The organism is Buchananella sp. 103232 (assembly GCF_058725725.1).
In genome coordinates this window covers 66839-87716 of sequence record NZ_JBZXJM010000014.1, presented here as the reverse complement: position 1 = coordinate 87716, position 20878 = coordinate 66839, and the positions used below count along the sequence as shown (strand labels likewise).

The 20878-nt window shown below is 65.4% G+C and carries 19 protein-coding genes; 9 read left to right on the top strand and 10 right to left on the bottom strand.

What is annotated here, in order from left to right; all coding sequences use genetic code 11:
- Positions 1-458: 458 nt before the first annotated feature.
- Positions 459-1499 (bottom strand): hypothetical protein, encoded by a 1041-nt coding sequence (locus AC4PWQ_RS02425; protein ID WP_492089674.1) that lies wholly within the window; start codon positions 1497-1499, stop codon positions 459-461.
- Between the two features lie 887 nt (positions 1500-2386).
- Between AC4PWQ_RS02425 and AC4PWQ_RS02420 the strand changes: the two genes are divergently transcribed.
- Complete coding sequence (locus tag AC4PWQ_RS02420; protein WP_492089673.1) at positions 2387-4225, top strand: phosphoenolpyruvate carboxykinase (GTP); 1839 nt, start codon at positions 2387-2389, stop codon at positions 4223-4225.
- A gap of 187 nt (positions 4226-4412) precedes the next feature.
- Here AC4PWQ_RS02420 and AC4PWQ_RS02415 read toward each other — a convergent pair whose 3' ends face one another.
- Together AC4PWQ_RS02415 and AC4PWQ_RS02410 are read right to left on the bottom strand one after the other, a co-directional pair.
- On the bottom strand, positions 4413-4940 hold the full coding sequence (locus AC4PWQ_RS02415; RefSeq protein WP_492089672.1) for a DUF1700 domain-containing protein: 528 nt from the start codon (positions 4938-4940) through the stop codon (positions 4413-4415).
- Positions 4937-5278: a PadR family transcriptional regulator gene (locus AC4PWQ_RS02410; RefSeq protein ID WP_371151409.1), complete on the bottom strand. Its 342-nt coding sequence runs from the start codon at positions 5276-5278 to the stop codon at positions 4937-4939. Before AC4PWQ_RS02410 ends, AC4PWQ_RS02415 begins: the two co-directional genes overlap by 4 nt.
- A 146-nt stretch (positions 5279-5424) precedes the next feature.
- Between AC4PWQ_RS02410 and AC4PWQ_RS02405 the strand changes: the two genes are divergently transcribed.
- From AC4PWQ_RS02405 to gnd, 4 genes are all read left to right on the top strand, one after another.
- Positions 5425-5826, top strand: a complete 402-nt coding sequence (locus AC4PWQ_RS02405; RefSeq protein WP_492089671.1) for a hypothetical protein — start codon at positions 5425-5427, stop codon at positions 5824-5826.
- A gap of 298 nt (positions 5827-6124) precedes the next feature.
- Complete coding sequence (locus tag AC4PWQ_RS02400; protein WP_492089670.1) at positions 6125-6346, top strand: phosphoenolpyruvate carboxykinase domain-containing protein; 222 nt, start codon at positions 6125-6127, stop codon at positions 6344-6346.
- 259 nt (positions 6347-6605) lie between these two features.
- On the top strand, positions 6606-7901 hold the full coding sequence (gene purD, locus AC4PWQ_RS02395) for a phosphoribosylamine--glycine ligase (protein WP_492089669.1): 1296 nt from the start codon (positions 6606-6608) through the stop codon (positions 7899-7901).
- Positions 7902-7910: 9 nt separating this feature from the next.
- A complete protein-coding gene (gnd, locus tag AC4PWQ_RS02390; RefSeq protein WP_492089668.1) occupies positions 7911-9368 on the top strand; it encodes an NADP-dependent phosphogluconate dehydrogenase in 1458 nt (485 codons plus the stop codon).
- 212 nt (positions 9369-9580) lie between these two features.
- Here gnd and AC4PWQ_RS02385 read toward each other — a convergent pair whose 3' ends face one another.
- On the bottom strand, positions 9581-10306 hold the full coding sequence (locus AC4PWQ_RS02385; RefSeq protein ID WP_492089667.1) for a hypothetical protein: 726 nt from the start codon (positions 10304-10306) through the stop codon (positions 9581-9583).
- 161 nt (positions 10307-10467) lie between these two features.
- Here AC4PWQ_RS02385 and AC4PWQ_RS02380 point away from each other — a divergent pair, with 161 nt between their 5' ends.
- Positions 10468-10758 (top strand): helix-turn-helix domain-containing protein, encoded by a 291-nt coding sequence (locus tag AC4PWQ_RS02380; RefSeq protein ID WP_492089680.1) that lies wholly within the window; start codon positions 10468-10470, stop codon positions 10756-10758.
- 53 nt (positions 10759-10811) lie between these two features.
- On the opposite strand, the gene AC4PWQ_RS02375 is transcribed toward AC4PWQ_RS02380, so the two are convergent.
- The 6 genes from AC4PWQ_RS02375 to AC4PWQ_RS02350 all read right to left on the bottom strand — a co-directional run bounded on the left by AC4PWQ_RS02375 (position 10812) and on the right by AC4PWQ_RS02350 (position 16982).
- On the bottom strand, positions 10812-11597 hold the full coding sequence (locus AC4PWQ_RS02375; protein WP_492089666.1) for a hypothetical protein: 786 nt from the start codon (positions 11595-11597) through the stop codon (positions 10812-10814).
- A gap of 158 nt (positions 11598-11755) precedes the next feature.
- A complete protein-coding gene (locus AC4PWQ_RS02370) occupies positions 11756-12553 on the bottom strand; it encodes a hypothetical protein (RefSeq protein ID WP_492089665.1) in 798 nt (265 codons plus the stop codon).
- Positions 12554-12620: 67 nt separating this feature from the next.
- Positions 12621-13796, bottom strand: coding sequence for a type II toxin-antitoxin system HipA family toxin (locus tag AC4PWQ_RS02365; protein WP_492089679.1), 1176 nt, complete (start codon positions 13794-13796; stop codon positions 12621-12623).
- Positions 13797-13855: 59 nt separating this feature from the next.
- Positions 13856-14149, bottom strand: a complete 294-nt coding sequence (locus AC4PWQ_RS02360) for a helix-turn-helix domain-containing protein (protein ID WP_371174584.1) — start codon at positions 14147-14149, stop codon at positions 13856-13858.
- A 253-nt stretch (positions 14150-14402) separates the two neighbouring features.
- On the bottom strand, positions 14403-15794 hold the full coding sequence (locus tag AC4PWQ_RS02355; RefSeq protein WP_371151417.1) for an ATP-binding protein: 1392 nt from the start codon (positions 15792-15794) through the stop codon (positions 14403-14405).
- Positions 15795-15992: 198 nt separating this feature from the next.
- On the bottom strand, positions 15993-16982 hold the full coding sequence (locus tag AC4PWQ_RS02350) for a phosphoribosylaminoimidazolesuccinocarboxamide synthase (protein ID WP_492089664.1): 990 nt from the start codon (positions 16980-16982) through the stop codon (positions 15993-15995).
- Positions 16983-17353: 371 nt separating this feature from the next.
- Between AC4PWQ_RS02350 and purS the strand changes: the two genes are divergently transcribed.
- The 3 genes from purS to purL are packed head-to-tail and all read left to right on the top strand — an operon-like array spanning position 17354 to position 20678.
- Positions 17354-17614: a phosphoribosylformylglycinamidine synthase subunit PurS gene (gene purS / locus AC4PWQ_RS02345; RefSeq protein WP_371151419.1), complete on the top strand. Its 261-nt coding sequence runs from the start codon at positions 17354-17356 to the stop codon at positions 17612-17614.
- Positions 17611-18342: a phosphoribosylformylglycinamidine synthase subunit PurQ gene (gene purQ, locus AC4PWQ_RS02340; protein ID WP_371151420.1), complete on the top strand. Its 732-nt coding sequence runs from the start codon at positions 17611-17613 to the stop codon at positions 18340-18342. Before purS ends, purQ begins: the two co-directional genes overlap by 4 nt.
- Positions 18339-20678, top strand: coding sequence for a phosphoribosylformylglycinamidine synthase subunit PurL (gene purL / locus AC4PWQ_RS02335; protein WP_492089663.1), 2340 nt, complete (start codon positions 18339-18341; stop codon positions 20676-20678). Before purQ ends, purL begins: the two co-directional genes overlap by 4 nt.
- The last annotated feature ends 200 nt before the right edge of the window (positions 20679-20878 follow it).

Genomic DNA, 20878 nt, shown 5'->3' with positions numbered 1-20878 from the left:
AGGCTCAACAGGAGCCACAAGGGCTCAACCGTTTGCGCAACACCGACCCGGCGCAGCCTGCGGAGAGCCAGCTGGCGCAGGCAGAGCGCGAGCCGGCGTTCTGGACGTCGGCCGAGCCTCCGGCGTGGTCCGCCGGTGCCCGCTCCCGGTGCCTGCCCCCGGTTCTTGGCCCGGGGCGGCCAATCTGCGCCCGCCCATTCTGAATCCTTCTAGCTCCTCGGGCTCCCGCCCCTGCGGGGATGAGCCGCCGCCCGCCCCGAGTGCACCATCGCTCCTCGCTCCGGCACCTTCCCCTGTGGGGATAAGAGCAAAGCCAGCGCACCGGTCGGTGGGCTCGAAGCGCGCTGTTGCACCAACGTCTGTGAGGCTCCTCAAAAGCATTGGGTGGGTCCGACGTCGTCGGACCCACCCAATCCAGATCGTGAAGCCCCAAAGACTAGGGGCCAACCCGGTGAGAACTACTGCTGCTCGGGTGCCTGCGTGGGCGGGCCCCAGTTCAGCGGAGCCCCGGGCTGAGCGGGGGCTTCGGGCTGGGCCTGGTCGGCCGGGGTCGCCGGGGCCGCCTCAGGAAGCTCTGCGGCAACAGCGACGTTCTGCTCAGCCACGGGTGTCGACTCAGCGACAGGCTCGGCAACCGGCTCAGAAACGGGTGCGTCCTCGACCTGGACCGCCTCAACAGCCGGCTCCGCCACCGGCGCAGGCTCCACGGCAACCTCCGCCGTCGGCACGGCAACGTCCGCCGCCGGCTCACTAGCCGGTGCGGCGACCGGCTCACTTGCCGGCTCAATGACCTGCGCTACCGTCTGGGCAACCTGCGGGGCAGCCTGCGGGGCCTCCCACTGCTGGGTGGGCGCTTGCGCCGGCGCGTCCGCACCCGCCTGGTGCGCCCCGCCCTGCGGGAAGGAAGCGGACTGGAAGGCGCCTTGCTGCGGCGCGGCAAACGCCTGGGTGGGGGCTTGGCCAGCGCCCTGCGGCGCGGCAAACACCTGGGTGGGTGCCTGAGCGGCAGCCTGCGGCTGTGCGTCCCACTGCCCGGCACCCCACTGCTGCCCGACGCCCTGCTGGGCCTGCGCAGGCACGCCCCAGCCCTCGGCCTGGGCGCCTGCCCCATAGCCCTGGCCCGGTGTCCCGAAGCCCTGGCTTTGTGCCCCGTAGGGCTGCGCCGGCGCGCCGTAAGCGCCGCCATAAGCCTCGCCGCCCGCGGGTGCCCCGTAGCCCTGGCCGGCGTAGCCCGGTGCACCGGCCCCGTATCCGACCGCTCCGTGACCAGCAGCGGCGCCGTAGCCAGCGGGAGCGCCGTAGGCCTGCGGCGCTCCCTGTGCCTGGCCGTAGCCCTGATAGCCGACGCCGCCCGGGTAGCCCACCCCAGGCGCGCCCACGCCAGGCGCGGCTGCGGGGGCGGGGGAGGCGGCCGGCTTCCGAGAGAGCACAAACAGGTACACCGACAGCGCAATGAGCGCCAGTCCCAGCACCCCCAGTCCGATCCACGCCCAAATCATCTAAATCTGCCTCTCAGTTAACGGCGGCGGCGCCTGGTCGGCGGCCAAAGCCAAACGGTCCCGCACTCGCGCGCGGCCTACAGGCAAGAGTTTTACACGCCGCCACGGTTTTCGTGGAGGCTGGCTGCACCCTGTTGACGCCCGCGCCCCTCGCGTCGCCCCTCGCGCTTGGAGCCCACCTGGCCTGCCCACCGGCATGGCCGACGCCCCGCCCGCCCTCCCCTAGCCGCGCCCGCCCGCATGGCCGACGCCCCGCCCGCCCTCCCCTAGCCGCACCCGCCCCACCGCCGGCCTGACCTGCGCCCCTGCACTCCCACCCCGGCGCCTCCCGCAGCGGCCTCGGGTAGGCGCCGTGTCACCCAGTTCCCCCGTCGAAACTTGTCAAACCGCGCCGAGCCTTGTCATTAGCCACCCCGCTAAGGACAAGTCTCGTGAGGTTTGGACAAGTTTCGGCGAATCGAGGAGCGGCCAGACCCGGTGGGGGCGGGCAACCGGCGGGGCAGGGGGAGCACACCCACCGAGGCACCCCTCGGTTACGCCGGAAGCGACAAAACCACCGGGCACACCCGCCTCCCTCCCGACGGCCCATCCGGGGCGGCGAGGGGGAAAGAGGGGTGAGAGGAGCGTCGTCCATGGAGTGAGAAAAACCGGGCGGCGCGGGGGAAAAGCGGCCCCGCCCTTTCGTCAGTCGCGTAAACGAGCCCACCCCATTGCGGCCGCCCAAACCCACCGGATAGATTCGCAAGCGAATTGCGCCAATCACACAGAGCCGTGCGGCGCACGTCACACTTCAGACTTGGGGGGACGGGACGTTGGCCCAAGAAAAAAGCGGGCGTGATGCGGTTCTATTGGAACGTCTGAAAAACTCAAGCCCAGGAGGCAAGTCCATGACCGTTACCGTTGAGGAGATCCGCGCAGCCGCGCCGGCTAACTGCCCGGCTGACGTGCTCGACTTCGTGATCCGCACCGCAGAGCTGGCCAAGCCTGCTGCCGTGTACTTCGCTGACGGTTCTCAGGAAGAGTGGGACCGCCTCTCCACCGAGATGGTTGAGGCCGGCACCTTCATCCGCCTGAACCCGGAGAAGCGCCCCAACTCCTTCCTGGCCCGCTCCCTGCCGAGCGACGTGGCTCGTGTCGAGTCCCGCACCTTCATCTGCTCTGAGAAGGAGGAGGACGCCGGCCCGACCAACAACTGGTGCGCTCCTGCCGAGATGAAGGAGACCCTGAACAAGGTGTTCGACGGCGCCATGGCCGGCCGCACCATGTACGTCATCCCCTTCTCCATGGGGCCGCTGGGTGGCCCGATCTCCAAGCTGGGCATCGAGATCTCTGACTCCCCGTACGTGGTCCTGAACATGCGCATCATGACCCGCATGGGCGCCAAGGCCATGGACCTGATCAACGAGGGTGGCGAGTGGGTTCCCGCCGTCCACTCCGTTGGCTACCCGCTGATCGACGCTGACGGCAACAAGGTCGAGGACGTCGCCTGGCCGTGCAACGACGAGAAGTACATCACCCACTTCCCGGAGACCAACGAGATCTGGTCCTACGGCTCCGGCTACGGCGGCAACGCCCTGCTCGGCAAGAAGTGCTACGCCCTGCGCATCGCCTCCACCATGGCCCGCCGCCAGGGCTGGATGGCCGAGCACATGCTGATCCTGCGCCTGACCGACGAGAAGAGCGGCAAGCAGTACCACGTGACCGCTGCCTTCCCGTCCGCCTGTGGCAAGACCAACCTCGCCATGCTGCAGCCCACCATCCCGGGCTACAAGGTGGAGACCGTGGGTGACGACATCGCCTGGATGCGTCCCGGCCCGGACGGTCGCCTGTACGCCATCAACCCGGAGGCTGGCTTCTTCGGTGTTGCCCCCGGCACCTCCTACTCCACCAACCCGATGGCCATGGACTCCATGAAGGAGAACACCATCTTCACCAACGTCGCGCTGACCGACGACGGTGACGTCTGGTGGGAGGGCATGGACGGCGACGCCCCGGCCCACGCCATCGACTGGTTGGGCAACGACTGGACCCCCGAGTCCGGTGAGAAGGCCGCCCACCCGAACTCCCGCTTCACCGTTCCGGCCGCGCAGTGCCCGATCATCTGCGAGGACTGGGAGGCCCCGCAGGGTGTTGCGGTTGACGCCATCCTGTTCGGTGGCCGCCGCGCCACCAACGTGCCGCTGGTTGCCGAGGCCTACGACTGGGAGCACGGCGTGTTCATCGGCGCCACCGTCTCCTCCGAGATCACCGCTGCCGCCCTGGACCTGTCCGTGGGTGCGCTGCGCCGCGACCCGTTCGCCATGCTGCCCTTCTGCGGCTACAACATGGCCGACTACTGGGGGCACTGGCTGGAGATGGGCGAGACCCTGGGCGAGAAGGCTCCGCGCATCTACCAGGTCAACTGGTTCCGCAAGGACGACGAGGGCAACTGGCTGTGGCCGGGCTTCGGTGACAACTCCCGCGTGCTCGACTGGATCGTCAAGCGCGTCTCCGGCCAGGTTGAGGCCGTTGACGGCGTGACCGGTCGCTACCCGCACAAGGCCGACTTCAACCTGGACGGCATGGACATGTCCGAGGCTCAGTGGGCCGAGCTCTTCAAGATCGAGCCGGAGCGCTGGCTGGCCGAGGCCGACCTGACCGAGGAGTACCTGGAGCAGTTCGGTGACAAGGTTCCCGCCGCTGTGCGCGAGCAGCTGGCCAAGCTGCGCGAGCGCGCTGGCGCCTGATCTCAGGTGAGGCCGCCGCTCTAGGCGGCTAGAGGCCGGGCCCCGCTTCTCCCCACGTGGGAGGGCGGGGCCCGGTCTTTTGTGTGGCCTGGCGGGTGGACGACGCTGCCGCCCGGGGTGGTCGGCGCAGAGAGGCAGGGCGCCAGCTCGATCTAACCGATTGTTCCTCTAGTGCTCTGAAGGTGCCTCAGCCCACTCCGACGTCTGTGCCGAGAAGAAGGGACGCGGTAACGAAGGCCGTGATCAATAGGACTAGGGCTACTGCGAGCACGACCACGTTTGCCGCAATCACGTAACCTCGAGTCCTGGATGGCCTCCACCGGACTGCAATCACTAGAGCGATTGCCGAGAGGGCGGCTGACACCCCAGCCGCGAACGGCAAGAGTGCCACGGAAAGTGCGGTCAAGATGATTGTCGGTGTGGTGGTCTTCTGAGGTACCACGTCACGCTGTGCGTGTGGGAGGTTGGCTTCGCCGAGTGTGTTGGCGATCGAGTCGACTGGGCCAAGCCTGTCCAGTATCTCTGCAACAATCTGCCGGTCTGGGAGCTCTTGCTTGACGAGGGCGAACTCGGAAACGAGATGCTCCCGCACAGATTGTTTGATGATTCGGGCTTCGCTTGAATCGGTGCCTTCGAGAGCCGCGTCTAGGTCGCTTAGGTAGGTGCGCACAAGCGGATGGCCCATGTATGCGTTTATTTCGGTACCTGTTCTCATTCGTCCACGCCTTCCATGAGGTTGTCTACTTTCTCTGTGAATGTGCGCCATTCGGCAAGGAACTGCCGTAGCGCTGCTCGACCTTGCGGTGTTTGGCGGTAGTAGCGGCGAGGCGGGCCGGACTCGGACTCCTGCCAAAAGGTCTCCACCATTTCTTGCTTTCGCAGCCGTGCCAACAGCGGGTACAGCGAACCGCCATGTGAGATCAGCCCATCTTCGCTCAGTCGATTTGCCAGCTCGAGTCCGTAGGTCGGTCCTGAGTCCAGGTGCCGAAGGACGCAGTACTCCAGCACTCCCTTCCGCAATTGCACTACGACTGCAGATGCTCCATCGGTCATTTGTAAAACCTCCGGTACCGATTATAGTCAGATACCAGTCAGTGTGAGGTACGTCAGGGTGCCTCCATCCCTTGCCTGTGGGTGTGCACTGCCCGATGCGGTGTGCAGGGTGTTGGCTGGCACTGTGTCCCGAAAAGAAGCTCATTGTGAGATCGATGTTCAAGAGGGTCGCAAGCGTTGTCGCGTGCGCAGCGGCGTTCTCCCTCTTTCTGACCGCACCGGCGATGGCCAGTAGTGCTGATGACATCCCGGCGATCACGGTGACGGAGTACAGCGATTATCTCGCTGATGAAGCATCTGATTTGCTCGATGATTTCGAAGCTCTCACCGCAGCGGAGCAGCAGAAGTTTGTGGAGCTGTTGTCTAATCCTGAGCTATATGCGGAGGGCGCTGGAAGCCTTGAAGGGGTGGACGAGGGCAAAGTGGCAACTGCGCAAGATGCGTCACTCCGTTCTGTAGCGGCATCACCCTTTGCTGCATCCACTGATCGCTCGGTTTCATCCAATAGATGGGTGAAGGTACTCGGCCTGAAGGTTCTCGAGTATTGAGTTGAGGTGGGGTATCGCGTGACTGGTGGAAGGGTTACTAAGATCAACCACTCGAAGGCGGTTGTCGTGCGTAATCTGAACCCACTAGTCAAGACAGGTCAGACTTCAAAATCGGCATGGGTCGGTGCAGGTGGGCGAACTGCACGGTTGACCGCAGCCTTCAACTATGACATTGGCCCGCTTAAGGGGCTTGCATTCCAGCTGGGGACGATCAATGCGGACCTCACGGGCTATCCGAACGGTGGAGTCAGCTCATACTGGTGGGGGGGACTAGCGACTATTCCCTTAGGGCAGGGGGATGTATCCCGTTCCTGTAGGTGTAATCCGCGGCAATGTTGGGACTGTTAGAACTCAAGGGCTCATGAAATCGCAATCACGGGTCGAGCTCTTCAAGATCGAGCCGGAGCGCTGGCTGGCCGAGGCCGACCTGACCGAGGAGTACCTGGAGCAGTTCGGTGACAAGGTTCCCGCCGCTGTGCGCGAGCAGCTGGCCAAGCTGCGCGAGCGCGCTGGCGCCTGATCTCAGGTGAGGCCGCCGCTCTAGGCGGCTAGAGGCCGGGCCCCGCTTCTCCCCACGTGGGAGGGCGGGGCCCGGTCTTTTGTGTGGCCTGGCGGGTGGACGACGCTGCCGCCAGGGGTGGTCTGCCAAGGGCGGGCCGGGCGCGGGGCGGCCGAGCGCGGGTGGGCGAGGCCGGCCCCGGTGGGTGAATTGAAGGGGCGCGCCTCGCGTGTGGTGAACGCCCCGCTTGCCGCAGGGAATCGCGCGATACGCTTAGGGAGTGAAGATCCTCTTGTTGGGTTCGGGCGGCCGCGAGCACGCCATCGCCCGCGCATTGCGCAATGACGAGTCCACTGTGTTGCTGGCCGCCCCGGGCAATCCGGGCATTGGGGAGCTGGCCGAGCTGCTGGAGCTGGACATCCTGGACGGGGAGGCGGTGGCCGCAGCCGCCCGGGAACACGGCGTGGACCTGGTGGTGGTTGGCCCGGAGGCGCCGCTGGTGGCCGGGGTGGCGGACGCGGTGCGTGCCGCCGGTATCCCGGTGTTTGGCCCGTCGGGCGCAGCCGCCCAACTGGAGGGTTCTAAGGCTTTCGCCAAGGAGGTCATGGAGGCCGCAGGCGTCCCGACGGCGCAGGCGCGCGTGTGCACCACGCTGGCGCAGGTGGACGCGGCTTTGGAGGAGTTCGGCGCCCCGCACGTGGTGAAGGACGACGGCCTGGCCGCCGGTAAGGGCGTGGTGGTGACGGAGGATCGCGCGGCCGCGCGCGCCCACGCCGCCGCCTGCCTGGGACTGGCGGAGGACGCGGACGTGGACGCGGAGGGCACGCCGGGCAAGCGCGTGGTGATCGAGGACTTCCTGGACGGCCCGGAGGTCTCCCTGTTCTGCATCTGCGACGGTGAGACCGCCATCCCGCTGGCCCCGGCGCAGGACTTCAAGCGCGCCTACGACGGCGGCCAAGGCCCCAACACGGGCGGCATGGGTGCGTATTCGCCGCTGCCGTGGGCACCGGCCGGCCTGTCCCAGGAGGTCGTGGACACGGTGGCGCTGCCGGTGCTGCGGGAGATGGCGCGGCGCGGCACCCCGTTCAGCGGCCTGCTCTACTGCGGCCTGGCACTGACCTCTAAGGGCTTGCGCGTGGTCGAGTTCAACGTGCGCTTTGGCGACCCGGAGACCCAGGTGGTCCTGGCCCGCCTGCGCTCCTCCCTACCGCAACTGCTGCTGGCCGCTGCCCGTGGCGAGCTGGCCGCCCACCCGCCACTGGAGTGGAGCGAGGGCGCCGCAGTCACCGTGGTGTTGGCGGCCCCCGGCTACCCGGGCACCGTCACGACCGGCGGTGAGATCACCGGCATCGACGCGGCCAACGCCAGCACTGGCGCCCACGTGATTCACGCGGGTACCAAGCGCGTGGAGGCCGGCGGCGACGTCGTCCAACTGGTGGCTAACGGTGGCCGCGTCCTTTGCGTGGTCGGTGAGGGGGACGACGTTCCCGCCGCCCGCACCGCTGCCTACGCCGCCCTTTCGCACCTGGCCCTGGAGGGCTCCCACCACCGCAGCGACATCGCTGCGCAGATCTGAGAGGCTGACATGACCGAGTACCAGACCCCCGCCCCCGGTAGCGCAGACATCGGCGTGACCGGCATGGGCGTGATGGGCTCCAACCTGGCCCGCAACCTCGCCCGCCACGGCCACAAGGTGGCCCTGCACAACCGCACCGACGCGAAGGCTGACCAGGTGTTCGCCGCCCACGGGGACGAGGGCGAGTTTGTGCTCACGCACGGCATGGACGACTTCGTTGCCTCCCTGGCGCGCCCGCGCGTGGCCATCATCATGGTGCAGGCCGGCGCGGCCACGGACGCCGTGATCGAGCAGCTGGCGCAGCGCATGGAGGAGGGCGACATCATTGTGGACGCTGGCAACTCCTTCTATGAGGACACCCGGCGCCGGGAGGCCGCGCTGCGCGAGCGGGGCCTGCACTTTGTGGGCACGGGCGTGTCCGGTGGTGAGCAGGGTGCGCTGGAGGGCCCGGCGATCATGCCGGGTGGCACGCGCGAGTCCTACGACCGCCTGGGCCCGATGCTGGAGTCCATCTCTGCCAAGGTGGACGGGGTGCCGTGCTGCACCTATGTGGGCCCGGATGGCGCCGGCCACTTTGTGAAGATGGTGCACAACGGCATCGAGTACGCGGACATGCAGCTGATCGGCGAGGCCTACGACCTGCTGCGCGTGGGCCTGGGGGCCAGCGCGCAGGAGCTGGGCGAGATCTTTGCCGAGTGGAACACGGGGGACCTGGAGTCCTACCTGATCGAGGTCACCGCGGAGGTGCTGCGCCACACCGACGCCGCCACCGGTAAGGCGTTCGTGGACGTGGTGCGGGACGTGGCCGGGCAGAAGGGCACCGGTCGCTGGACCGTGCAGAATGCCCTGGAGTTGGGCGTGCCGGTCACGGGGATCGCTGAGGCGACGTTCGCGCGCTCGCTGTCCGGGGCGGTGGCGCAGCGTCAGACCGCGCGCAGTCTGCCGGGCGAGGCGCAGCGTATCGAGGTGGAGGACCGGGCGGCGTTCATTGAGGACGTGCGCCTGGCTCTGTACGCCTCCAAGCTGGTGGCCTACTCGCAGGGCTTTGACCAGATCCGCGCGGCCAGCGACGAGTACGGGTGGAACGTGGACCTGGGGGCGATGGCGCGCATCTGGCGCGATGGCTGCATCATCCGGGCGCGCTTCCTGGACCGCATCACGGAGGCCTACGAGCGCCAGCCGGAGCTGAACCTGCTGCTGGCGGACACCTACTTTGCGCCTGTGGTTGGGAAGGCGCTGGCGGCGTGGCGCCGCGTGGTGAGCGCGGCGGCGCTGGGCGGGGTGCCGGCCCCGGCGTTCGCGTCCTCCCTGGCGTACTACGACGGCCTGCGCGCAGAGCGCCTGCCGGCTGCGGTGATCCAGGGGCAGCGCGACTACTTTGGTTCCCACACGTACGAGCGCACGGACCGCGCGGGCAAGTTCCACGTGGTGTGGGCGGGCGACCGCAGCGAGGAGCGGTGGAGCTGAGCTAGCCCGATAGGGCTGGGCTGATCCAGAGCAAGGGCCGGGGGCCGGGGGCCGGGGGATTTTTGAATCCCCCGGCCCCCGGCTTTGTGTGCGCGCGGCTCAGGCTGTTGCCGGGGAGGTGGGGGTGCGGCCGAGTGCCGAAATGGGCGGCAGCATGCCGCCCATTTCGGCGGGCAGGCGCACCAGGCGGCCGTCCTGCACCACATCCATTGCTAGTCCTTGTAGCGATCCTTGGGGCGAATGTAGGCCATGTCGCCAAGAATCCCTGTTTGAGTTACTTGTTCTTCATAACGCAATCGGGCAATCTCGTTTTGTTCACGCATCGCAGCCAACTGCTGTTGTTGTACAGCCAGTGCCTCGCGATGTTGACGCTCGGCCTGTCTACGGGACAGTTCAGCAATCCTTTCCATTTCTGTGAGTGTGGACTGAAAGACTGTATCGGCCTTGCCCGCGAGGCCAGAAGCGGAGTCGATGTTGCCGATCATGGACTGTGCGTCACGCACTGTCCGCCATGACGATCGCGCAGATTGCTGTGCTTTCTTCAGGAGAAACTTCTTAGCGAAGGCGCGCCCAACGAACATCCCGACGATCAGAAGGAGGCCTAGCCACCACGTCTCACCGTTGAATAGTGTTGCGAGGCCTGTGGCGAAGATTGCAAATTGACCAACTTTCCGAGCCAGGTTGAACAGCTTGACTCTCTTGACCTCCGCAGCGGTTACCGGAATCGTCGATTGGTAACTTTGGTCGAAGGACTCGCGCACTGCGCTCAACTGCTGACTGATTTCGGCAACCTGCTGACGTCCCTCTGCGCTGAGGCGAGAGAGATCAATGCGGTTGAGAAGCTCAACGACAGCGTTGCTGTCACGGATAACGACGCTTGTCTTGTCGTCTGTTGCAATATCGAGGGAGCGTTTGAGGTCGTCTTTGAACTTTGACATGTTCTTCCTCCTGAAGAAGGGCAGGGGCTCCACAAGGTGTGGATGTCGACGGTCAGGCGCCCGTGAGAGTCGCTCGTAGATCACGAACGCCTACTTAGCTAGGCAGAAATAGACTAGCTAACGCGGTGGGCTTTGTCGCGCTACTGCGTCACGGTATCTGTATGCCGGTAGCTCACTCATGCCTCGACCCTGACAGAGCTGCAGCTGCGTACTGGTTCCGCCGCCTCCTTGGGATGAGGATTGCTGCAGCCAGGCGTAAGGCGCGTTGGTCGCAAGAAGGGCTCGCAAACGAAGCTGGATGGTCCAGGCAGATGCTCTCAAAGGTAGAGACTGGGCAGTCGAGTATTGCTACTGATCGATTGTTGGCACTTGCAGAGGTTCTAGACGTTGAAGTAGCGCAGTTGATTCCCTCAGTCTTTGAGGTGCACTCTGCGGTCGCGGCAAACAGGTAAACAGAAATCATGGATCCGCCTGCTGCTCTCGGCAGAACCTGTGTCGACGCAGATTAGTGTTGCTTATCCGCCCTCCCATGTGCGCCCGGGAGGTGCGGGAGTGTCCTGGCGGGCTTTACGTTGCCCAAGATGGTTCGTCGCGGAAGGTATGTGCGCGGGAACCACGTTTTAGGTTGTTCTGTTGGTGACGTGGGCTCGGAACTTATTTTTACGAATGTGCCCTGTTCTGTCTGTCGTACCACCCAATCGGCAGGGGCGGATTCTTGCAGCCATTCATTCATTTGGGTAGAGAAACGCTCCCCGAGCCAGAGTAGCCAGGTGGGCTGCTCTGGCAAGCCGTAAATACTGGCACCGTGATAGTAGCTGTTTTCTAAGCGCATCAACCTAGTGAACTCTTTATTTGAAATGCCCTCACCCACTATGTCCTCGTACTTATAGCAGACTGCAAGCTCTGCGCCGAGCGCATCCGCCATCTTAACCAACAGGTCCTCGACGCGACGTAGGCTCATCTCAAACGACTTCAACGAGATCTGTAACATGCAGTTAATGCTATATGTTGAAGATGTGTCAGGCCTGATCTCAAGTGTATCAGCGTCAACTATAAAAGGAAAGCGTATCTTAGTTCGTTTAACCATCTGTCGATGCCAGAGGAGGATGTAGATGTCGGGAAGTCTGTCGGAGAGCAGGATTGCCCTCGCCGCTGCATCGAGTGGCTTTCTAGGGCGGCCCCACTGGTGCGGGGCTAGTTCGGGGAAGTGTTGATCGAAGACATCGAGGTACGTCTTCAGTGCCCAGTTGGGAGTCGGATGAACACCGATCCAATGCATCTTCAAGGTCATGTCAGGCGAGGATTTCAATTCCCGTCCTCCAATTTGGGTACTGTGGGTGGTGGTATGCGTCGATCGGAACAATGGGGTCGTGTTTGGGTGTCGTATGTGCTCTGGCCCGAATTGCGTCAGACCCGTTTGGGAGATAGCGCTAAGGATGCTGAGGCAGCTTACTGTTTTGACTTTCCGTACACCCGGGCGAGTTGAGGGAGTGTCTTGGCAGGCTTGACGTTGCCGAAGATAGTCCGCCTGGGCAGGTATGTGCGCGGGAACCACGTTTTAGGTTGTTCTGTTGGTGACGTGGGCTCGGAACTTATTTTTACGAATGTGCCCTGTTCTGTCTGTCGTACCACCCAATCGACCGGGGTGGAGTCTCGCAGCCACTCATCCATTTGAGTAGAGAAACGCTCCCCGAGCCAGAGTAGCCAGGTGGGCTGCTCTGGCAAGCCGTAAATACTGGCACCGTGATAGTAGCTGTTTTCTAAGCGCATCAACCTAGTGAACTCTTTATTTGAAATGCCCTCACCCACTATGTCCTCGTACTTATAGCAGACTGCAAGCTCTGCGCCGAGCGCATCGGCCATCTTCACGAGCAGTTGCTCGGCGCTATTGAGGTCCGACTCAAGTGACTTCATGGGGAGCTTTAGTAGGCAGTTGATGCTATATGTTAAGGATGCGTCAGGGATTATCTTAAGTGTTTCATGCTCTACCCTAAATGGGAAGTCGATACTGGCTAGTTTCATGAACCGGCGATGCCAGAGGCGAATGTAGATGTCGGGAAGTTTTTCGGCGAGTAGGATTTTTCTCGCCGCAGTGTCCAGTGTCTTTTTGGGGCGGCCCCACTGGTGTGGGGCTAACTCGGGGAAGTGCTGATCGAAGACGTCGAGGTATGTTTTCAGCGCCCAGTTAGGGGTTGGGTGAACGCCAATCCAGTGCATTTTCAGGATCAGATCGGCTGGGCTCTTCAAGTCCTCTCCTCGAAGTCGGGGGCAATGATCGACAGTGCGTGCGGCCCAGTCTGGCACCGCAGACGGGTCAGCGTCTCGGAAAACGTGGTCCGTCCGCGCGTAGCACGGTCTCGTAGTCGCACCTGGCCCGCAGGAAGTCCCGCATGCGCACGGCCTGGTCCTCTGCCAGGCCGAAGCGGCTGGGCGCGTCGTCCCAGGCGTGCCAAGCCACCTCGGCCACGCGGGTAACCGCCTCGAGCACCAGCTGGCGGGGTAGTCCCCAGTCGATGTCGAGGAGCTGCTCCAGGCTGCGATGGTCTTCGCCCAAAAGCAGTGGCGTCCCGCTCTCCTGATATGGGAAAGGCACAACGTCGAACATCGGCGCCAGCCGCCAAGTGCCCGCCTGGCGCAAGAAGCCGAAGTTGCGGGCGTGGTCGTCAAAGTTGTTCACGCAGATTGCGAGCGCGGCGGCCGTCACCATACTTAGCGCGGCAGTCTTCCCGGCAAGGCGCCGTGCCGTGCTCACAGCCATCTTGTAGTTGAACTCTTCGTACGGTCCCATTCCGCTGGCCGTGCGCATCGACTGATATCCGAGTCTGCCCTGGTCGGTACGGTCAAAGCGCTCCAGTAGTAAGACGCTCCGGTTCTCGTCCAGCCTTTCGAGCTGGAACGCAGGAGTCGGTAACCCCGTTTCCCTAGCAATCGAAAGGGCTACGGCCTCGCAGGCCTGAACGTCGTACCTGTCAGACTCTGCCGGGAACTTCGCAATCAGTAGCCTGCCGTCGGTCGAGATCACTGCCGATTTGGGCCGTGCCCCGCCTTGACTGCTTGAGCCCGCAAAGAGTCGACGCAACAGGGCTGGATCGTCGCTCCCATTAACGAAGGAGGAAATGTCTGCCTGGATAGCAGAAAGGGTGTCAATGCCTGCGGGGAAACTGGACTCCTCGATTTCCCGGAGGAAAGGGCCATCGACCGAATCGGAAAAACGTAGCGCCCCCTGCCGGGGCAGGTCCGGGGTTTCGGACAAGAGTCCCACCGAGTTCCCCCACTCCGACACTGAGCGTGCGCGCTGAACAACCTGGCGTCCCCACGCATCTGGGCCGGAGTCGTCAAATACTCCGAATGTGAGCAGCCCGCCCGGTGGAGAGAGTGGTCCGCTGACCAGCGGCATCCCTTCGCCGATGCTGAAACCCTCGGCGAGCCACGTTGAAGCGTAAGTGAACTCATGGGCTTGGGCCCAGCCGTGGAGTCTGAGCGTTCCCACGTGCCGGGTAGCCCCGGTTTCCCCCGTCCAGTGCACCTCGAGCTGCTCGCGCACGATGGTCACTCCCTTGTGTCCGCAAGTGATTTGAGTAGTGCCTTGCCGCGCGCGCTTTCTACCGGGTCCAGCGATGCCACCAGGGCGTCGTCGAGTCCCAGGACTGACGCCACTGCCAGTAGGTTTCCGAACGAAGCGCGCTCGGGCTCGGTCTCGATCACCCGCAGAGTTGGCCTAGAGATGCCCGCACGGTCCGCAACCTGCGTGGCCGTCAAGCCCTGGGCCTTGCGCCACACGCGCAGATTGGGGCCAACGGTCGCTAGCAGGCGCTCGGTTCGTGGATGGAAGTTGGGCGACACGGATCCTCCAATGGAGCTGGTGGCAACTATTCTTTACATAGTGGCCGGTTATGGCAAGTGTTGTTGCCATGGCATCCAAGGATGGGGCATTGATCCAGCGTCGATATGACGCGCATCACCTACTGTAACATTGTTACAGTATGAGTCAGTAGCGCCGCCGCGATTCGTTGGAATTGCAACGATCCGCCCTCTACTGTCACATCTACTGTCGCATGCTGTAACACCAAAATGAGTCAGTAGGTGACAGTAGGTGTTACAGCAGCCGCCAGGTTGCGTTCGGGTCTTGAGGGGAGACGCCATGCCACTGCACAAGACCGGCCTCCACGAGGCTTTGCAGTGCCCGGCCCGCTGTGGCGCGCGCAATTCCGGCTAGCTCCGCGACCTGACCCGTGCTCAAAGGCTTACCAGCCAGCCGCATCGCTTCAAGTACCGTGTGTGCGCTCTTGGTCAGCGACTTCAGCGCGTCCGGGTTTGTGGCCGGGGTGCCGCTCAAAGTAAGAGTCACGGAAGAAGAAGACTGCCGATAGATGGGATCGGTAAGTCCACGCATCTTCATCTCTTCGAAGATGCGCTTGATTCCCTCTCCTAGTTCGCGAGTGATGCCAAGGTCGGCGCACACGCGTGCTATCCGGGGATTGCGAGCGTAACGGGAGATGGCAAGTGGCTTGGAGGGATCGACTAGACCCGGGAAGCGGCCTGGGGATGAGATCTCAATGCGGTGGTCAAAGATGTCGACTCGTATGTGGTCGCCCATGGTGCTGTAGGAGCGGTGCACCACTGCGTTGACGAGCCCCTCCAGCCACGCATCTCTAGGAATGATGGGCACTGGCTCGAAGCGTCCAGATGCCACCAGCCGCTTGTGGCGTGGCACAAGTCGCTCGATTTCTGCTGCAGCGTTGTTGATCTGCTCCGGGATGGAGCCCTCAATACGGGAGTCGTGGAGGAGGTTCATGCGCGCCCCCACCTCCCGTGTGTCTCCGTCGTAACGCAGCACTCGAACGTATGCGCTTGGGAAGTCCCGCTGTGGCCGCTCGTCAAACAAGAGCTCGGCGGCAATAGTGAGCTCACTGCGGCGGTTGACTAGGTCCCGGGCGGCAAGCATTTCTTGAACTGAGGAGGAGCCGATGGTCGTTCGATAGGCCTCAAGTTGCTGCTGGTCCAGGTCGGCAACCGAGATCTGGGCGACCGTAGCCTCGAAAGGCCCGCCGCCTCTGTCGTAAGTGAGTTCCGTCTGCTCGGCCAGGTTGAGCTTGCGGGACTCGTCGCCGATCCGGAGGAAGCAGTCTCCTGCCTGATTGGTATGCACGGTGTCGCTGGGCTCAACGCGCACAATCAGAATCCTCTTGCCTTCGACGTCCCTGGCGTCGAAGCGAGCGCGGACAGGTGGAACAGTAAAGTCGATAGGGGCTTGCCGAATAGAGTTCTCGAGCTCTGTGGAAACGCCGTCTACGGCTGCGTTGTTAATTCCGACCACAATCGTCCCGCCCTCAGCATTGGCGAACGCGATGAGTGGGCGGGCTAGGTCCTTTGCTGCAATGCGGCCGGACTTGCGATCAAACCATTGGTCCTCAGCGATCGTGCTGAGGGAGGTGACAAGCTCGGCTCCCGCTTTGGCTAGGGCTGAGTCTACTTCGTGTGACGGCACTCACCTACTGTAACATTGTTACAGTATGAGTCAGTAGCGGAGCCGCGATTCGTTGGAATTGCAACGATCCGCCCTCTACTGTCACATCTACTGTCGCATGCTGTAACACCAAAATGAGTCAGTAGGCGACAGTAGGCGTTACAGCTGGGGCCGGGGGATGTGCATCCCCCGGCCCCCACAGCCACCTTCCCGGGCCGCTCAGCCCTGGAAGACCCTGCCCGTCAGCGTCTGGTAAGCCTCGATGTAACGCTGGCGCGTGCGCTCCACCACCTCGGCCGGCAGCTCCGGCGGGAGCGCGCCCCCGGCGCGGTCCCACCCGGCCTCCGGGGAGCGCAGCCAGTCGCGCACGTACTGCTTGTCGAAGCTGGGCGTCACCCGCCCCGGCTCCCACTGGTCGGCCGGCCAGAACCGCGACGAATCCGGCGTCAACACCTCATCGCCCAGAATCAGCGCGCCCTCCGCGCCGCCCGGCCCGCCTGCCGAAGCCCCGCCTGCCGAAGCCCCGCCCTTCGCGCCGCCAGACTCCAGGACGGCCCCAGGCAGGAACCCGAACTCGAACTTCGTGTCCGCCAGGATGATCCCGCGCGCCGCAGCCAGCTGGGCGGCCCGCTCGTAGACCGCAATCGACGTCTCGCGCAGCGCCCGCGCCACGTCCTCGCCCACGCTCTGCGCCACGACCTCGTAAGACACGTTCTCGTCGTGGTCGCCCACGGCCGCCTTGGTGGCCGGCGTGAAGATCGCCGCCGGCAGCCGGGAGGCCTCCACCAGCCCGTCCGGCAGGGGGATACCGCACACCTCGCGCCCGGCGTTGTACTCCACCAGCCCGGACCCGGTCAGGTAGCCGCGCACCACGCACTCCACCGGCACCATCTCCAGGCGGTGGCAGATCATCGCGCGCCCGGCCACAACCTCAGGCACATCGGTGGAGATGACGTGGTTGGCCACGATCCCCTCCAGCTGCTCGAACCACCACAGGCTCATCGCGGTGAGGATCTTGCCCTTGTCCGGGATCGGCGTAGGCAGGATGTAATCGAACGCGCTGATCCGGTCAGAGGCCACCACCAGCACGGCGTCGTCGCTGCGCGTGCCCGGCTCGGGCTCGTACAGGTCGCGCACCTTGCCGGAATAGACGTGGCGCCAGCCCTCAATGACCGGCGGGGCAGGGATGGCGAGCGGCGAGTCAGTCATGCCCCCATCCTTTCACCCGCCCCCAGCCCGGCCAACCCACCAGCCGTGCCAGCCCGGCCTCCTTCCTCCCCAGGTGGACGACGCTGCCGCCCCACCCCATTCCCTCCTGCTTCCGCCCGGCGAGGCGCCGCTCACACCGCCCAGCCCCGCGCGGTAGCGGCAGGCGCGCCAGGCGCCCGGGATTTCGCCGCAGGTAGGCGCGGCAGCGTCGGCAACCACCCCCACCAACCCTGCCGGAAGCGACGGCGCTCACACCGCCGCGCCGGGAGCGAAAGTGGCGCACTCCATTGCCTGGATGGGCCCCCAAAACGGGCGCGATTCCTGGCTAAACTGGGCCTTACTGCCCACCCCCAGTTCAATGTGAGGAACGCATGGGAAAGATCGTCGTTGAGGTAATGCCCAAGCCGGAGATTCTGGACCCGCAGGGGAAGGCCGTGCGCGGCGCCCTGCCCCGTCTGGGTATCGAGGTTTTCACGGACGTGCGCCAGGGGCGTCGCTTCGAACTGACCGTGGACGGCCCCGTCACCGAAGAAGCCCTGGCCGCCGCCAAGAAGGCTGCGCAGGAGCTGCTGTCCAACCCGATCATCGAGAACGTCGTGAGCGTGCACGAGCTGGTCGAGGACGCCAAGTGAACCAGGCCGTGACCAGCGAGTTGGCCGGCGTGCGAGTCGGCGTCATCACCTTCCCCGGCACCCTGGACGACCGGGACGCGGCCCGCGCCGTGCGCCTGGCCGGGGGCACCCCCGTGGCCCTGTGGCACAAGGACACCGACCTCACTGGCGTCGACGCCGTCGTGGTGCCCGGTGGCTTCTCCCACGGTGACTACCTGCGCTGCGGCGCCATCGCCCGCTTCGCCCCCATCATGGAGACCGTGGTGGAGCGCGCCGCGGCCGGCATGCCCGTGCTCGGCATCTGCAACGGCTTCCAGGTGCTCTGCGAGGCCCACCTGCTGCCCGGCGCCCTGATCCGCAACGACCACCAGCGTTTCATCTGCCGCGAGCAGAAGCTGCGCATCGAGAACGCCTCCACCGCGTGGACCGGCGACTACCAGGTGGGCCAGGAGATCGTGGTGCCCCTGAAGAACGGCGAAGGCAACTTCCAGGCCGATGCTGAGACCATCGCCCGCCTGGAGGGTGAGGGCCGCGTGGTCTTCCGCTACATGGACGTCAACCCGAACGGCTCCGTCAACGACATCGCCGGCATCTGCAACGAGGCCGGCAACGTGGTTGGCCTCATGCCCCACCCGGAGCACGCCGTGGAGGCCGGCTTTGGCCCCGACGGCGCCACCGGCCCCCGCCAGGGCACCGACGGCCTGGCCATTTTCACCTCCGTCCTGCGCTCCGTGGTGGGTGCGGCATGAGCGAGACCGGCATGACCGAGAACAAGGAGCAGGCTGTGAAGACCGAGCACGTGCCGGACACAGTAGAGAACGCCGCGGCCACCCCCGGCCAGGAGATGCCCTACGCGGAGCTGGGCCTGAAGCCGGACGAGTACGAGCGCATCGTCGAGCTGCTGGGGCGCCGCCCCACCAACGCCGAGCTGGCCATGTACTCCGTGATGTGGTCTGAACACTGCTCCTACAAGTCCTCCAAGAAGCACCTGCGCACCTTCGGCAAGCACCTCACCGAGGACATGAAGAAGCACCTGCTGGTGGGCATGGGTGAGAACGCCGGCGTGGTGGACATCGGCGACGGCTGGGCCGTGACCTTCAAGGTCGAGTCCCACAACCACCCCTCCTTCGTGGAGCCCTACCAGGGCGCGGCCACGGGCGTGGGCGGCATTGTGCGCGACATCATCTCGATGGGCGCCCGCCCGGTAGCCGTGATGGACCAGCTGCGCTTCGGCGCGGTGGACAACCCGGACACGGCGCGCGTGGTGCACGGCGTGGTGGCCGGCGTGGGCGGCTACGGCAACTGCCTGGGCCTGCCCAACATCGGCGGCGAGATCGAGTTCGACCCCTGCTACCAGGGCAACCCGCTGGTCAACGCCCTGTGCGTGGGCGTGCTGCGCCACGAGGACATCCACCTGGCCAACGCCTCCGGCGCCGGCAACAAGGTGGTGCTGTTCGGCGCCCGCACGGGCGGCGACGGCATCGGTGGCGCCTCCATCCTGGCCTCAGAGAGCTTCGAGGACGGCATGCCCGCCAAGCGCCCGAGCGTGCAGGTGGGTGACCCCTTCATGGAGAAGGTGCTCATCGAGTGCTGCCTGGAGCTGTTCGCCGCCGGCCTGGTGGAGGGCATCCAGGACCTGGGTGCCGCCGGCATCTCCTGCGCCACCTCAGAGCTGGCCTCCAACGGCGACGGCGGCATGCACGTCTGGTTGGACGACGTCCTGCTGCGCGACCCCACCCTGACCGCCGGCGAGATCCTGATGTCTGAGTCTCAGGAGCGCATGATGGCCGTGGTCAAGCCAGAGAAGCTGGAGCAGTTCCTGGCCGTGACCGCCAAGTGGGACGTGGAGACCGCCGTGATCGGTGAGGTGACCGGCACCGGCCGCCTGACGATCGACCACCACGGCCACCGGATCGTTGACGTGGACCCGAAGACCGTGGCCCACGACGGCCCGGAGTACGACCGCCCCTACGCCCGCCCGGCCTGGCAGGACGCCCTGGTGGCGGACACGACCGACCGCCTGGAGCGCCCCGAGGGCGAGGCCGCGCTGCGCGAGACCATCCTGAAGGTGGCCACGGACCCGAACCAGGCCTCCTGCGCCTGGGTGACGGACCAGTACGACCGCTTTGTGCAGGGCGCCACCGCCCTGGCCCAGCCCGACGACGCCGGCGTGATCCGCGTGGACGAGTCCACCGGCCGTGGCGTCGCCATCGCCACGGACGCCAACGGCCGTTTCGCCAAGCTGGACCCGCGCACCGGTGCCGCCCAGGCACTAGCGGAGGCCTACCGCAACGTCGCCACCGTTGGCGCCCGCCCGCTGGCGGTGACCGACTGCCTCAACTTTGGCTCCCCGGAAGACCCGGACGCCATGTGGCAGCTGGTGGAGGCCATCCACGGTCTGGCACAGGCCTGCGAGGAGCTGGGCGTGCCCGTCACCGGTGGAAACGTCTCGCTCTACAACTCCTCCGGTGCGGAAAAGAGCCAGATCAACTCCTCCATCAACCCCACCCCGGTGGTCGGCGTGCTGGGCGTGCTGGACGACGTCTCCGTGGTGGTCCCCTCCGGCTGGAACCGCGAGGGCCTGGCCGTGATCCTGCTGGGCGAGACCTTCGCGGAGCTGGACGGCTCCGCCTGGGCGCGCGCAGTGCACGGCCACCTGGGCGGCTTCCCCCCGCAGGTGGACCTGAAGGCTGAGAAGGCGCTGGCCGACGTCCTGATCGGTGCCGTGCGTGCCGGCGAGGCCGCCGCCTCCCACGACCTCAGCGCCGGCGGCCTGGCCCAAGCCCTGGTGGACGGCTGCGTGCGCTACGGCGTGGGTGGCTCCTTCGACCTGTCCAAGGTGGAGGGCCGCGACGAGGTCTCCACCTTCGAGCTGCTCTTCTCCGAGACCGGCGCGCGTGCGCTGCTGGCCGTGGAAGAAGACAAGGTGGCCGCCGTGCTGGACCGCGCCTTCGCGGCCGGCGTCCCGGCGCAGCGCATCGGCACCACCGGTGGTGAGCTGCTGGCGATCCGCGGCGTGGAGTCCATCGACGTGGCCGAGCTGCGCGCCGCCGTGGCCGCCCCGCTGCCGGCCCTGTTCGGCTAAGACACCGCGCAACCCCTGGCCCCGTGCAGTTAAGCCACCGCTAGGGCGGGACCGGTTTTAGCCGGGCCGCCGGCGAGGTCGCTATGGCCGCCATCGAGGCCGCTATTGGGGGCCGACGTTCCTCTCGCTGGAGTGAGGGAGCGTCGGCCCCCACTGCCATGCCCGGGCCGGGCGGCTCAGCGGAAAAGGGCGCCGAGGGG

What these genes read in the sequence shown, in the direction of transcription:
- AC4PWQ_RS02425 (WP_492089674.1), bottom strand. Translation starts at nt 1,499, where the DNA reads ATGATTTGGGCGTGGATCGGACTGGGGGTGCTGGGACTGGCGCTCATT.
- AC4PWQ_RS02420 (WP_492089673.1), top strand. Translation starts at nt 2,387, where the DNA reads ATGACCGTTACCGTTGAGGAGATCCGCGCAGCCGCGCCGGCTAACTGC.
- AC4PWQ_RS02415 (WP_492089672.1), bottom strand. Translation starts at nt 4,940, where the DNA reads ATGAGAACAGGTACCGAAATAAACGCATACATGGGCCATCCGCTTGTG.
- AC4PWQ_RS02410 (WP_371151409.1), bottom strand. Translation starts at nt 5,278, where the DNA reads ATGACCGATGGAGCATCTGCAGTCGTAGTGCAATTGCGGAAGGGAGTG.
- AC4PWQ_RS02400 (WP_492089670.1), top strand. Translation starts at nt 6,125, where the DNA reads ATGTATCCCGTTCCTGTAGGTGTAATCCGCGGCAATGTTGGGACTGTT.
- gnd (WP_492089668.1), top strand. Translation starts at nt 7,911, where the DNA reads ATGACCGAGTACCAGACCCCCGCCCCCGGTAGCGCAGACATCGGCGTG.
- AC4PWQ_RS02385 (WP_492089667.1), bottom strand. Translation starts at nt 10,306, where the DNA reads ATGTCAAAGTTCAAAGACGACCTCAAACGCTCCCTCGATATTGCAACA.
- AC4PWQ_RS02380 (WP_492089680.1), top strand. Translation starts at nt 10,468, where the DNA reads ATGCCGGTAGCTCACTCATGCCTCGACCCTGACAGAGCTGCAGCTGCG.
- AC4PWQ_RS02375 (WP_492089666.1), bottom strand. Translation starts at nt 11,597, where the DNA reads ATGACCTTGAAGATGCATTGGATCGGTGTTCATCCGACTCCCAACTGG.
- AC4PWQ_RS02350 (WP_492089664.1), bottom strand. Translation starts at nt 16,982, where the DNA reads ATGACTGACTCGCCGCTCGCCATCCCTGCCCCGCCGGTCATTGAGGGC.
- purS (WP_371151419.1), top strand. Translation starts at nt 17,354, where the DNA reads ATGGGAAAGATCGTCGTTGAGGTAATGCCCAAGCCGGAGATTCTGGAC.
- purL (WP_492089663.1), top strand. Translation starts at nt 18,339, where the DNA reads ATGAGCGAGACCGGCATGACCGAGAACAAGGAGCAGGCTGTGAAGACC.